Genomic DNA, 13,532 nt, shown 5'->3' with positions numbered 1-13,532 from the left:
TGATGCGCTGCCGTCTATATCGGCATTTGGGGAATAGAGGAGAATTCATTGTTCAAGGGCTTAAAACCTATCCAGTATAACGGTCAGGAAGTATGGCCGTTGATCGAGGGTGGAAAAGGCGTCGCTGCCACCAATCACGCCAGTTCGGGAGCCTGGGCTGCTGCCGGCGGCATTGGTACGGTTTCGGCAGTCAATGCAGACAGCTATGACGAACATGGCAATGTCATCCCGCAAATCTATCATGGCCGGAAACGCGAAGAGCGGCATCAGGAACTGATCCAATATGCGATCGACGGTGCGGTTACACAGGTCAAGCAGGCCTATGAGATTTCGGGCGGCAAGGGCGCGATCAATATCAACGTCCTTTGGGAAATGGGCGGCGCGCAGCAAGTGCTGGAAGGCGTGCTCGAACAGACCAAAGGCATGATCGCCGGTGTTACCTGCGGTGCAGGCATGCCCTACAAGCTGTCCGAAATTGCCCAGCAATATAACGTAAATTATCTGCCGATTATCAGCTCCGCCCGCGCCTTCCGCGCGCTATGGAAGCGGGCCTATAAAAAGGTTCCGGAACTGATGGCAGCGGTGGTCTACGAAGATCCATGGCTGGCGGGCGGTCACAACGGCCTGTCCAACGCGGAAGATCCAAGAAAACCGGAAGACCCCTATCCGCGCGTCAAGGCTCTGCGCGACACGATGCGTGCTGAAGGCATAGCCGACAGTGTTCCGATCATCATGGCTGGCGGTGTCTGGCACTTGCGCGACTGGCAAGACTGGATCGACAGTGAAGAGCTGGGGCAGATTGCTTTCCAGTTCGGCACAAGGCCCTTGCTGACCAAGGAAAGCCCGATTCCGGAAAGCTGGAAGAGCGAGCTGACCAAGATCAAGGAAGGCGATATCCTGCTGCACAAATTCTCGCCGACCGGTTTCTACAGTTCCGCGGTGCGCAATGAATTCTTGCGCAGTCTGGAAGCGCGATCGGAGCGGCAGATTCCCTATTCGACAGAGAAAGCCGGTGAACATACCCATCAGCTCGACGTCGGTATCAAGGGCAAGAATTTCTGGGTTACCCGCAACGACCTGCTCCGTGCGCGCGAATGGGACGGTCTCGGCTTTACCATGGCGATGAAGACGCCGGACAATACTCTGGTCTTTGCCACGCCGGAAGAGTCGAAGATGATTCGCAAGGATCAGGCCGACTGCATGGGATGCCTGTCGCATTGCGGTTTCTCGGCCTGGAAAGACCATGATAATTGGAGCACCGGACGGCTTGCCGATCCGCGCAGTTTCTGTATCCAGAAAAGCCTGCAGGAAATCGTCCATGGCGCGCCGGTTGAGGAACATCTGATGTTTGCCGGCCATGGCGCTTTCAATTTTGGTACCGATCCATTCTATTCCAACGGCTTTGTACCGACGGTGAAGCAGCTGGTGGATCGCATTTTGACTGGCGACTGAATTGGATATCCGGCTCGACGATCTGAGCGGCCAGCTGGTTCAGGACCTCCTGGCCGCGCATCTCGCCGGGATGCAGGAAAACTCGCCTCCGGATAGCGTCTATGCGCTCGACTTGAGCGGATTGCTGGAGCGCGATGTATCGGTGTGGACGGCCTGGGATGAAGCAGAATTGATGGGCGTTGGCGCGCTCAAGCAGCTTTCGTCATCGACAGGTGAAATCAAGTCGATGCGCACCGACCCGCGGCATCTTCGTAAAGGCGTGGGCCTGGCTCTTCTCGATCATATTGTCGCTGTCGCGAATGAGCGCGGCTATCGTCGTTTGAGTCTGGAGACCGGCTCGGGCGCGGAATTTGAAGCCGCGCTGACCCTGTATCGGAAACGGGGATTTGAAAATGGCGAACCATTTGGTGGCTATAAGCCGACCGCATTCAACCAGTTTCTGCATCTGGATCTCTGATATATAATCTGATCGCTGACCGACAAACCTTCTCCCTCAAGGGAGAAGTATGCGCAGACTTGGCAGCTTGCTGCCTAGTCGAAGCTGGGTGAGGGTTTACCTGTTCCACGAGAGCAGAGCACCCTCATCCAACTGCGCCTAATTCGCTTCGCTCATAAGGCTTCATATCCTTCTCCCACAAGGGAGAAGCTGTTCCAATCAATCGAGATCCCACGCCCGTTCGCCATGGTTGGAAATATCCAGACCATCGCGTTCGTCATCCTCGCTGACCCGCATCGGCAGGATATAGCTGATGCCAAAACCAAGGATTGCCGTGGCGACCGCAGACCAGATGGCAACCGCGCCAACGCCGATAAGCTGGGCGACGAACTGGCTGCCGAAGGCCATGCCGTCTGCATAACCGGTGCCGCCGAAGCTGTCGGAGATGAAGAGCGCCAGCATCAGGCTGCCAAGCATCCCGCCGACACCGTGAACCGCGAACACGTCCAGACTGTCGTCAATCTTGAAGCCGTTCTTCACCAGACCGACGGCGAAGAAGCAGACGATCGCAGCGGCCGCGCCGATGATGATCGACGCGCCGGGACCGACATAGCCAGCCGCCGGAGTGATTGTCGCCAGCCCGGCAATGGCGCCGGTAGCGACGCCAACAGCGGTCGATTTACCGACCTTGAATTTCTCGATCAGGATCCAGACCAGAGCAGCCATGGAAGCCGCAATATGGGTGTTGATGATCGCCGAGGACGCATCGTCGGTCGCGGTCAGTGCGGAGCCGCCGTTGAAACCGAACCAGCCGACCCAGAGCATTGCTGCCCCGACAACGGTCAGGGCAGGGCTATGCGGCAGCATCAATGTTTTCGGCCAGCCCATGCGCTTGCCGAGCATGATCGCTACAACCAGAGCCGATACGCCGGCAGTGGTGTGAACGACGATACCGCCGGCAAAGTCGAGCACTCCGAGATTGCTCAGCCAGCCGCCGCCCCAGACCCAATGGGTAACCGGAGCATAGACCACGAGCAGCCAGAGGCCGCAAAAAGCAATCACCCAGCCGAAGCGCGCGCGTTCAACCCATGCACCGATCATCAGTGCGGGCGTGATCACGGCGAAGGTCAGCTGGAACATGACAAATGCGGATTCGGGTATCGCGGTTGCTTCCCGGACATTGCCCAGATTGTTCAGCATCGCGTTGAAGCCGTTGCCGAGAAATCCGTTGGTTACCGGACCAAAAGCCAGCGAATAGCCGATGACAATCCAGAGCACCGAACAGATGCCGACCACGGCCATGCACTGGATCAACACTGACAGAAAATTCTTCGAGCGAACCAGGCCACCATAGAACAGCGCCAGACCGGGCAGGGTCATCAGCAGGACAAGGGCGCTGGAAGTCAATATCCAGGCTGTGTCGCCGCTATTTGCCGCATCGGCAGCAATTGCGGGGTCGATGGCTAGCTGCGCATGGAGCGGAGAGGCCGCCCATCCGGCCGCTAGCAGCAAACCAATGGATTTGACTGGATATTTCATGATGATCCCCGCAGCTATAATTATATTATGTCTGTTCGCCGTTGCGAATCAGAGTGCGCCGAATTTCTAGTCGAGACCGCGTGGCGACTCAACGGAAAGCTCAAATCCAGCCGTCGAGTACCTGATCCGGCGGGCGATGGCCGTCTGCCCACACACGGATATTGGTGATCACCCGTTCGCCGGAAGCCTCGCGTCCCTCGAAGGTTGCGCTGCCCATATGCGGCAGAAGCACCGTATTTTTGAGGGTCAGAAAACGCGGATCGATGGCGGGTTCATTCTGGTAAACGTCGAGGCCGGCACCGCCGATCCGCTCATTTTGCAGCGCATCGATCAACGCATCCTCGTTCACCAGATCACCGCGCGCGGTGTTGATCAGATAGGTGGAGGGTTTCATCATGCCGATCCGCTCGGCATTGATCATTTCATGGGTTTCCGCGGTATGCGGGCAGTGGAGCGAGATGATATCACACTCGCGAACCAGCTCGTCGAGATCTGCGACAAAACTGGCGCGCAGGGATTCTTCGACAGCAGGCGGCAACTGACGGCGGTTGTGATAGACAATCGACAAGCCAAAACCGGAGGCACGACGTGCAACCGCCTGGCCAATGCGGCCCATGCCGATAATGCCGAGCTTTTTTCCGCCGATACAGTGACCGAGCATACCGGACGGCTTCCAGCCTTCCCATTGCCCGCTGCGCATCAGCTTTTCGCCGTCCGAAAGCCGGCGCGGCGCCGAAAGGATCAATGCCATGGTCATGTCTGCGGTATCCTCGGTGAAGACACCCGGGGTGTTGGTCACCAGAATCTTTTTCGCGCGTGCGGCGGCAAGATCGATATGATCGACACCGGCGCCAAAGCTGGCAATCAGCCGGAGCCGGTCCGGGGCATTGGCAATCATTTCCGCGTCGATATGATCGGTCACCGTCGGCACCAGAACATCGCAATCCGCCATTGCCGCAATCAGGTCGTCACGGGAAAAGGGTTTGTCGCTAAGGTTGGGCACCGCATCAAATAGTTCGCACATGCGATTCTGATTGGAGTCCGCCAATTCGCGGGTGATGATGACACGGGGATTCGAGATGGCTGGTGAGTCTGGCATAGACCAAGCGCTATGCCTGAATTTTGGTTCAGGTCAAGCAGGCGGCGCTTGAAGCGGACATGGCTTTCGGGCTATGCTTTGATCAATCTGGGGACGAGTAACCAATCATCATGCGTATTTCGGCTTTCATGCTTGTTGCGATTTCGGGCCTGTCCCTGTCATCGCCCGCTGCGGCGCAACAGGAGCCGCCCTATTGGGCATCGATCGACGAACCCGAGGCGCGGATGCGCACCGGCCCGAGTACCGAATATCCGACGATGTGGATATACAAGCGCGAGAAGCTGCCGATAAAGATTCTCGCCCGCTACAAGGCCTGGCGCAAGGTCGAGGATCATGAAGGCACCCAAGGCTGGATGCACGCGCGCCTGCTCAGCGCATCCCGCACCGGTCTGGTGCTGGCGACCAGCGGCAAACCGGTCGCCATGCGCGCTTTTCCCGATGCCAATGCAAAGGTCATCTGGCAGGCCGAACCAGGCGTCGTCGGTAGTCTGACCCAGTGTGAAGAGGGTTGGTGCCTGTTCGACGTTACCGGCCGTCAGGGATATATCAGCATGACCGATGTATGGGGCGATGAACCGCTGAAATGATCAGTCGATCAGTTCGATCGCCACTGCTGTCGCTTCTCCGCCACCGATGCACAAGGCGGCAACGCCTTTTTTCAGGCCCCGCTTTTTCAATGCCGCAACCAAAGTCACCATGATCCGGGCTCCGCTGGCACCGATCGGATGACCCAGAGCGGTTGCGCCGCCATTGACGTTCATCTTGTCGTGGCTGATGCCAATATCCTGCATCGCAAACATGGCGACGCAGGCGAAGGCTTCGTTCACTTCCCAGAGATCAACATCGTCAACCGACCAGCCGGTCTTGTCGAGCAGCTTCTTGATCGCGCTCACCGGAGCCGTGGTAAATTTCGACGGGGCGTGGGCATGGGCGGCATGGCCGACGATCCGGGCAACGGGCTTAAGGCCTTTGGCTTCTGCGACGCTGGCCCGGGTGAGCACCATCGCTGCAGCGCCGTCCGAGATAGAGGATGCATTGGCTGCCGTGATCGTTCCGTCTTTGACAAAGGCTGCGCGAAGCTGGGGAATCTTGTCGGGATTGCCCTTGAGCGGCTGTTCGTCCTTGTCGACCGTGACGCTGCCCTTGCGGGTTTTGACTTCGACCGCGACGACCTCGTCATCAAAGGCGTCGCCTTCAACAGCGGCTTTGGCACGCGCAAGGGACTCGATTGAAAAGTTGTCCTGTGCTTCCCGGGTCAGCTGATATTCGCTGACGGTTTCTTCGGCAAAGCTGCCCATCGCCCGACCCGGCTCATAGGCATCTTCGAGACCGTCGAGGAACATATGGTCCTTGGCTTCGGTGTGACCGAGGCGTGCGCCGCTGCGCATCTTGGGCAGGAGATAAGGAGCGTTGGTCATGCTTTCCATGCCGCCGGCGACGATCATGTCGATCGAACCCGCTGCCAGCGCTTCTGCGCCCATGATCGCGGCCTGCATGCCGGAACCGCACATCTTGTTGACCGTGGTTGCTTCGACCGATTGCGGCAAGCCGGCAAAAATCGCTGCCTGACGGGCAGGGGCCTGGCCCTGGCCAGCGGAGAGGACGTTGCCCATATAGATGCGTTCGACATCCGCGCCAGCAACGCCAGCGCGTTCGACCGCAGCCTTGACCGCGACAGCACCGAGATGGGATGCGCTGACTTCACTCAATGCGCCCAGCATTCCGCCCATCGGCGTGCGGGCATAGGAAAGAATGACGATCGGATCGGAATTGGACATGGGTGGGCCTTTCTGGGTTTGATGCGCCGCCAAGAGCAAGCGCGATTCTTGGAGAGGACATAGGCGCGGCCAACCGGTTTTTCAATTGCGTCATTGAATGCCCGGGCTGGCCGTGCCAATCGACCCGTGAAATCGTCCTTGGAGTGCCCGTTGCCCGCTTATCTTGTACCTATTGCCGGTTTGCTTGTCGGCCTGATCATCGGGAGCTTTCTGGCGACATTGATATTGAGATGGCCGGAAGACCGTTCGGTGGTCGGCGGTCGGTCTTCCTGTGACCATTGCGGGCACCAGTTGCGTGCCTGGGAATTGGTCCCGGTGGTGAGCTTCATTCTCCAGGCAGGAAAATGTCGTCGATGCGGAGCGGAAATCGCGCCGGATCACCTGGCAATAGAACTGGCCGCTGCGCTGATTGGCGGTCTTGCCCTGTTTGCCGCGCCCGGTTTGGAAGGGCTGGCGGGCGCGCTCTTCGGCTGGCTTTTGCTGACGCTCGCCGCGCTAGACGTAAAGCATCACTGGTTGCCCGATCGTTTGACGGCGGTACTTGCTATATCCGGAATGGCGGCCAGCCTGCTGTTTGCGGATCCATCGTTGCAAGACCGGTTGATCGGCGGCCTTGCCGGATTTATCTCTCTCGCCATTATAGCCGCCATATATAAGAGCATCAGAAAGCGGGACGGCCTCGGTGGCGGTGATCCGAAGATGCTGGGTGCTATCGGCTGCTGGCTTGGCTGGCAGGCGCTGCCGTTCGTGATCCTCGGCGCAAGCGCCGTCGGGTTGTTGGTTGCGCTATCGTGGCGGTTGCGCGGAACCGGTGTCGACAAGGAAACCATGCTACCGCTCGGCAGTCTGATGGCGATCGCCGCTTTTCCGCTCTGGCTTTTCCAGGCGAGCGGCACCGGCTTTCCATATTGATTTGCCGGTGTTGCAGCGTCACTGGAAAAAGCCGTTGCCAGCGCAAAGTCTCTTCGCTAACAGAGCCTCGATTTCGCTGATCGTCAAATGACGCAGCCAAAGAGCCCCTGTGGTGGAATTGGTAGACGCGCTGCACTCAAAATGCAGTTCCGCAAGGAGTGCCCGTTCGAGTCGGGCCAGGGGCACCATTCCCGGAAACTCAAATATTTGTGACTTAGTTGCAACGATATTTGGATTTCTGCAATAATCGGCAGTAATGCAGTCTTTCCTGGCCTCAATATGCTGGACTATCCATGCGATTTGAACGAGGGGACCGAGGCATAAATGGACGGTCCGCTCCATTTTATTTCATGCTCACGGCAAAAGGCCGGAGCGCAGGAGAAACACATGAAAATCGCTAAATTTTTAGCCGCTACTGCTCTTGGCGGCGTTATGGCAGCATCGCCTGCCTATGCACAGGATGTTCAGGAGGAAGAAACCTTTGACAGTAATGTAATCATTGTCACCGCTTCCAAGCGCGAAACCACATTGCAGGAAACACCGATTTCGGTTTCGGTGACAACCGGCGAAACGCTTGAAAATGCGCAGATACGTGACGTGCTCGACCTGCAATCTGTTGCTCCTTCGCTGCGTGTCAGCCAGCTCCAGACTTCATCAGCATCCACTTTCATCATTCGCGGCTTTGGTAACGGCGATAACAATTTCGGCATCGAGCCCTCCGTTGGCGTATTCATTGACGGCGTGTTCCGTTCGCGTTCGGCTGCGGCTCTGTCAGATCTTCCCAACGTCCAGCGCATCGAAGTGCTGAACGGCCCACAATCGACCCTGTTCGGCAAGAATGCTTCTGCCGGCGTGATTTCGGTGGTTACACGCGAACCGCAATTCCAGTTTGGCGGAGCGGTTGAAGCTGTTTACGGCAATTACAATAATGTTGTTCTCAAGGCCGATATTACCGGCCCGATAACAGACAATATCGCCTTCTCGGTCGACGGTAGCTACAACCGCCGCGACGGTTATGCCAAGATTGTCAATCTGAACGAAGAGCAGAATGACCGTAACCGCTGGGCTGCTCGTGGCCAGCTTCTGATCGAGCCAACATCGGATTTGACGATTCGTGCGATTGGTGATTATTCGCGGATTGACGAGATTTGCTGTCAGGTTACGACAGTTCTCGCCGGACCAACCGCCGGAGCGATCCAGTTGCTTGGTGGCGAATTCTCGACAGATCGTTACAGCTATGATGCGTATCTCAATCAGGTTCCGATCAACAAAGTCGACAATTACGGCGGCTCGATCCAGGTCGATTATGACACTGGCCCGCTGTCTTTCACCTCGATCTCTTCCTACCGGGAGCTGAAGAACCTGTTCGTTTCGGACATCGATTACAGCAGCCTGGATGTTGCGAACGAAACCCGCAACCAGAAGGTAAAGACGTTTACCCAGGAATTCCGCGTTGCATCGGACTTTGACGGTCCGGTCAACTTCTTGCTCGGCGGCTATTATTTCGACGAAAGCATCTCGCAGAAAAGCCAGATCGAAAACGGTAGCCAAATCCGTGACTTCTTTGAGCTACTGGCAGGTGGAAACCCGGCTGATGTCCTCGCGGGCAACCCGAGCGTATTCAATGCGGTTGAAGCCGGTCTTGGCCTGCCGCAGGAATCGATCTTCCTCACACCGCTGCTCACATCCGAGCAGTTCTCGATGGATAATACGTCCTATTCGATCTTCGGTACCGTTGATTTTGAACCGATTGACGGCCTCGTCTTCACCGGTGGCTTCAACTACACCGATGACAAGAAGGACTTCGCACTCGCACAGCAAAGCTTTGATCCATTGGGTCAGATCAATCTGGTCGATGCGTTTATCGTAGGTGCAACCAGCGGAACGGTTACCACGCGCGAACAGTTCCAGGCGCTGCCGGCGGCTAACCAGGCGGCTCTGCTCGCTGCAGCACAGTCGGCTGCGAACCCGCTGTTCGGCCTGGATGCTTTCCAGTTCCAGCCTCCTTTCGTGACCATCCCGAACGCTGTCGAAGACGGCAAGACCCGTGATGACAAGTTTACCTATCTGCTGCGCGCATCCTATGCGATCTCGGACCAGGTGAATATCTACGGTAGCTATGCAACAGGCTTCAAGGCGAGTTCGGTTAACCTGTCGCGTGACAGCCGGCCTTCGAGCACCGACTATATCGCGGGCCCGGGTGGATCGACTTTCGCTGCGCCTTCGTCACCGATCCTGGACGCCGGCCTGGCTGTGCCAAATCTGAGAAGCGGCTCGCGCTTTGCAGGACCAGAAAATGCCACCGTCTATGAAGTTGGTGTCAAGGGTCAGTGGGAAGGCTTCGGCTTCAACCTCGCATTGTTCGACCAGACCATCAAAGGCTTCCAGAGCCTTGCTTTCACCGGCACCGGCTTTGCATTGCAAAATGCGGGTCAGCAATCGGTCAAAGGCTTCGAGTTTGATAGTAATATCAACCCGGCCGAAGGTTTGGTGTTCACCTTTGCAATGACCTATCTGGATCCATTGTATGACGATTTCCCGGGTAGTGTCCTGGGCGACCTGAGCGGCCAAACCCCGGGCGGTATCCCCGAGTTCGCCATTTCGACTTCTGCGACCTATTCGCACGAATTCGGCGCCAGCGGGAATATGCTGATCACGCGTATTGATTACAATCATGAAAGCAACACGGCGATCAACAACGGATTGCCGACATTCAACGCTGCATTGGGCAACACCCAGATTTTTGATCGCGAGGTCAATCTGGTCAATGGCTCGATGACGCTCAAGCTTGAAAATGGCCTTGAAGTCGGTGCCTATGTTCGTAACCTGCTCAACGACCAGTTCCTCACGACTGTATTCGATGGCGTCGCGCAATCAGGAACGGTTTTGGGTTATCCAAGTGCGCCCCGTACATATGGTGGTGTCGTCCGGTTCAAATTCTAAACTTGAACTAAAATTACAAAAACAGGCCCTGTCAGGAAACTGGCAGGGCTTTTTTGTATCCAAATTGCATCAAATTGCCCCGATCTGGTGCAAAAATGTAATGAGCTGGTGCATTTTTTATATTTCCGTCTGGACTTAATCACGCGATTAGTTGAATGTTAGGAAATCGGGGGGATGAGCATAAGCTTCACTCTCCGGTGAGATCGTTGGGATTTGGGAGAGAGAAATGCGTAAATCGCTACTGTTGGCTGCTACAGCTATATCTGCAATGTCCGTACCTGTTATGGCACAGGATCAGGACAATGATGTTATTGATGACAACGTCATTATCGTTACCGCGCAACGTCAGGCACAAAGTGCCCAGGACGTGCCGATCGCCGTTTCGGCATTCTCACAAGCGGCGCTCGAAGCGCAGCAGATCGAGAATAGCTCCGATCTCCAGCTAACGCTTCCGAATATCACATTTACCAAGACCAATTTCACCAGTTCAAGCTTTACGATCCGCGGAATCGGCGATCTTTGTGTCGGCGTGTCTTGCGATCAGGCAACTGCCATTCACTTGAACGATCAACCGTTATTTTCAACGCGACTGTTTGAAACAGAATTTTTCGACCTTGAGCGCGTAGAAGTCTTGCGCGGTCCACAAGGCACATTGTTCGGACGCAACGCAACCGCTGGCGTGGTCAATGTTGTGACGGCTAAGCCAAGAATGGGCGAGTTCCAGGCATCCGGTGATGCCGAATATGGCAATTATAACGCCATCAAAGTCAAGGGCATGGTCAACATTCCGATTGGCGATACCCTGGCTTTCCGTGGCGCGGGCATTTACGTAAAACGGGATGGTTATACCACCAATCTCAATGGCGGACCGGATCTTGATGATCGGGAGCTCTATTCGGTGCGTGGTTCCCTGCGTTTCGAACCAACCCCGGACACGACAATTGACCTGTTCGCTTCCTATTTCCGCGAAGACGACAATCGCATGCGGATCCAGAAGCAATATTGTCAACGTGACGAGACAGGCATTCTGGGTTGTCTGAACAACCGCCGCGATGCCCAATCGTTCAATGGCAACGCGACCTTCACGGCAGCGCTGTCTTCGGAGGAATTCCTCGCGACTCAAGGCATTCCGACCATTTTCGCGCTGGGCAGCCTTTATGGTCCGGATCAATATGAAGGCATTGATATTCCGTCCGATCCGCGGACGGTCAACACAGCGTTCACGCCCGAGTATTTTACCAGCGAACTGACGTTCCAAGGCAAGATCGAACATGACTTTGGACCAATCAGCGCGCAGCTTTCCGGTACCTATCAAAAGGTGAAACTGGATTCACGGCAGGACTATAACAACAATATCGGTCGTCGGGACGGATATGCGCCTGGACTGAACTCGCTTGCTGCAGCGGCAGCGGGGCTTATTCCAGGTCTTCCGGCATCCTATTTTGCGCCACTTGCCGCGGCGATCATTCCCAACGGACCAGATGGCGTTTTATGTACGTCGGACACGGACACAATCGGACTTGGATCGTTCGGCGGAAACAGCAATTGTGCGACCACACCGCTACAATATGACCGTTCCAACCAGTATAATAGCAGTTGGTCGGCGGAGGCTATCATCTCAAGCGATCTTGATGGTCCGTTCAACTTCCTGCTCGGCGGTATTTATGCCGACTATCATCTGACCGAGAATAGCTATTATGTGAATGCGTTTGCGATTGATTATGTCGCAGGTTTGCTTGGTAGCTTTACTTCACTCGGCGCTGGTTTGCCGCCTTCATATCTCGGCACACCATATTTCCGCAACAATACGAGTGATTTGAAGGTCAAATCTTATGGTCTGTTCGGTGAGGTCTATTTTGACATCAGTGACACGCTGAAATTTACCGGTGGTTTGCGTTATAACAATGACAAGAAGGACGTAGAGGCACGTTCGACGCTGGCAAGTTTCCTTGTTCCCTATAGTCAAACAACCAACGCGTTTGAATCGCCATATGTCGGATCGTTCGATGCTGACCCTGGCACTTTAGGCAATCAGATTTTACAGAATCGTCAGGTTAAAAACGACGAGATTACGGGTCGTGCGGTTCTTGACTATAAGATATCCGACGACAATCTGATCTATTTTTCTTATTCTCGCGGCTATAAGTCAGGCGGGCTGAATCCACCACTGCAACCGATTTTCGAAGTTCCGGAATCTTTCCGGCCAGAACAGGTTGACGCGTTTGAAATCGGTTCGAAAAATACCTTTGCCGATGGTGCCCTGCAACTCAACGTGACTGCATTCTACTATAAATATAAGGATTTGCAGCTCAGCAAGATTGTCGCACGGACAGCGGTGAACGAGAATATCGATGCCGATATCTATGGTGCGGAAGTCGAGGCAGTCATTCGCCCTGATCCGGACTGGATGATCAATCTCGGGTTCAGCTATCTGCACACCGAGGTCAAGGGTGACACGTTCAATAGCGATCCGCGCGACTTTGGCGGGGCCCGTTCCGATGCCGTTATCATCAAGGACATCACCAACGCATCCAATTGTGCGGTGACTTCTACGTCCGGTAATATCGCTGGCGTGAACCAGTTCGTCAACTCGGTGAACGGTGTCATTAATGCCGGTCTGGTTCCTGGCCTTGCTGCTGGTGCCGGGCTGCAGCCAACCGTCGCTTTTCCGGCAGATGGCGGTATCGCCTCTACCGGCGCGTTCGGTGTTTGCGGTGTGCTTGAAGCCGCAGCCGCAGGCGCATTTGCAGCTGCCGGGCTGGATCCGGCGGCATTTGGCGGGATAGAATATTTTGCTGCAGGTGTTCCCAAGAACATACGTGGTAATGATCTGCCACAAGCGCCTCAGCTAAAATTCTCGGTCGGCGTCCAGTATACCATGAACTTTGACAATGGTATGAGCCTGGTCCCGCGTGTTGACCTTGCTTATACGGGAGAGAGCTATGGCAGCATCTTCAATGGCAATGTCAACCGGATCGATGGCTACGCGCAGGCGAATGCCCAGATCCAGCTGAACGGCACGGATGATCGCTGGTATGTTCGCGGTTTTGTCCAGAACCTCTTCGACAGCAACTCGGAAACCGGTCTTTATGTGACCGATCAGTCTTCGGGTCTCTACACCAATGTATTCACGCTGGAACCACGGCGCTATGGCATCGGTGCAGGCTTCAAATTCTGATCTGAAGCGCCAACGATATGAAGAAAGCCCTGCCGGGAAACCGGCGGGGCTTTTTGTTGTTGGATATTTTATAAGACGGGCTAGCTGTATATCTTATGTTGTTTAGTAATTATAAACCTCCTTTTGACTTTCGCAGTTCGATCGGCATTCACCGGGGGGTCTCTCGCCGCTAGATATTGCATTCCAAGGATTTGA

Annotated in this window: 9 protein-coding genes and 1 tRNA gene; 7 read left to right on the top strand and 3 right to left on the bottom strand. The window is 55.5% G+C overall.

Annotated features, from left to right (window positions below):
• Positions 1 to 48: 48 nt before the first annotated feature.
• Both ACWFTY_RS11035 and ACWFTY_RS11030 read left to right on the top strand, forming a co-directional pair.
• Positions 49 to 1,452, top strand: a complete 1,404-nt coding sequence (locus ACWFTY_RS11035) for an NAD(P)H-dependent flavin oxidoreductase (RefSeq protein WP_447524275.1) — start codon at positions 49 to 51, stop codon at positions 1,450 to 1,452.
• Position 1,453: 1 nt separating this feature from the next.
• Positions 1,454 to 1,909 (top strand): GNAT family N-acetyltransferase, encoded by a 456-nt coding sequence (locus ACWFTY_RS11030; protein ID WP_447524274.1) that lies wholly within the window; start codon positions 1,454 to 1,456, stop codon positions 1,907 to 1,909.
• Between the two features lie 198 nt (positions 1,910 to 2,107).
• Here the strand turns inward: ACWFTY_RS11030 and ACWFTY_RS11025 are convergent, their stop codons facing one another.
• Both ACWFTY_RS11025 and ACWFTY_RS11020 read right to left on the bottom strand, forming a co-directional pair.
• Complete coding sequence (locus ACWFTY_RS11025; protein WP_447524273.1) at positions 2,108 to 3,427, bottom strand: ammonium transporter; 1,320 nt, start codon at positions 3,425 to 3,427, stop codon at positions 2,108 to 2,110.
• Positions 3,428 to 3,527: 100 nt separating this feature from the next.
• Positions 3,528 to 4,526: a 2-hydroxyacid dehydrogenase gene (locus tag ACWFTY_RS11020; RefSeq protein WP_447524272.1), complete on the bottom strand. Its 999-nt coding sequence runs from the start codon at positions 4,524 to 4,526 to the stop codon at positions 3,528 to 3,530.
• A gap of 110 nt (positions 4,527 to 4,636) precedes the next feature.
• Here ACWFTY_RS11020 and ACWFTY_RS11015 point away from each other — a divergent pair, with 110 nt between their 5' ends.
• Complete coding sequence (locus ACWFTY_RS11015) at positions 4,637 to 5,113, top strand: SH3 domain-containing protein (protein WP_447524271.1); 477 nt, start codon at positions 4,637 to 4,639, stop codon at positions 5,111 to 5,113.
• Here ACWFTY_RS11015 and ACWFTY_RS11010 read toward each other — a convergent pair whose 3' ends face one another.
• The gene (locus ACWFTY_RS11010; protein ID WP_447524270.1) at positions 5,114 to 6,304 is read right to left on the bottom strand and encodes an acetyl-CoA C-acyltransferase; all 1,191 of its coding nucleotides are present in this window, start codon (positions 6,302 to 6,304) and stop codon (positions 5,114 to 5,116) included.
• A gap of 150 nt (positions 6,305 to 6,454) precedes the next feature.
• Between ACWFTY_RS11010 and ACWFTY_RS11005 the strand changes: the two genes are divergently transcribed.
• The 4 genes from ACWFTY_RS11005 to ACWFTY_RS10990 all read left to right on the top strand — a co-directional run bounded on the left by ACWFTY_RS11005 (position 6,455) and on the right by ACWFTY_RS10990 (position 13,337).
• Complete coding sequence (locus tag ACWFTY_RS11005) at positions 6,455 to 7,216, top strand: prepilin peptidase (RefSeq protein ID WP_447524269.1); 762 nt, start codon at positions 6,455 to 6,457, stop codon at positions 7,214 to 7,216.
• Between the two features lie 103 nt (positions 7,217 to 7,319).
• A tRNA-Leu gene (locus ACWFTY_RS11000) sits at positions 7,320 to 7,404 on the top strand.
• Between the two features lie 199 nt (positions 7,405 to 7,603).
• Positions 7,604 to 10,159, top strand: coding sequence for a TonB-dependent receptor (locus tag ACWFTY_RS10995; RefSeq protein WP_447524268.1), 2,556 nt, complete (start codon positions 7,604 to 7,606; stop codon positions 10,157 to 10,159).
• Between the two features lie 268 nt (positions 10,160 to 10,427).
• A complete protein-coding gene (locus ACWFTY_RS10990) occupies positions 10,428 to 13,337 on the top strand; it encodes a TonB-dependent receptor (RefSeq protein WP_447524267.1) in 2,910 nt (969 codons plus the stop codon).
• Positions 13,338 to 13,532: the final 195 nt, after the last annotated feature.

Source organism: Parasphingorhabdus sp. NYA22 (assembly GCF_976973735.1).
Note: the sequence above shows the minus strand (reverse complement) of the source record. Positions and strands in the feature narration are given on the sequence as shown.

What these genes read in the sequence shown, in the direction of transcription:
- ACWFTY_RS11025 (WP_447524273.1), bottom strand. Translation starts at nt 3,427, where the DNA reads ATGAAATATCCAGTCAAATCCATTGGTTTGCTGCTAGCGGCCGGATGG.
- ACWFTY_RS11020 (WP_447524272.1), bottom strand. Translation starts at nt 4,526, where the DNA reads ATGCCAGACTCACCAGCCATCTCGAATCCCCGTGTCATCATCACCCGC.
- ACWFTY_RS11015 (WP_447524271.1), top strand. Translation starts at nt 4,637, where the DNA reads ATGCGTATTTCGGCTTTCATGCTTGTTGCGATTTCGGGCCTGTCCCTG.
- ACWFTY_RS11010 (WP_447524270.1), bottom strand. Translation starts at nt 6,304, where the DNA reads ATGTCCAATTCCGATCCGATCGTCATTCTTTCCTATGCCCGCACGCCG.
- ACWFTY_RS10995 (WP_447524268.1), top strand. Translation starts at nt 7,604, where the DNA reads ATGAAAATCGCTAAATTTTTAGCCGCTACTGCTCTTGGCGGCGTTATG.
- ACWFTY_RS10990 (WP_447524267.1), top strand. Translation starts at nt 10,428, where the DNA reads ATGTCCGTACCTGTTATGGCACAGGATCAGGACAATGATGTTATTGAT.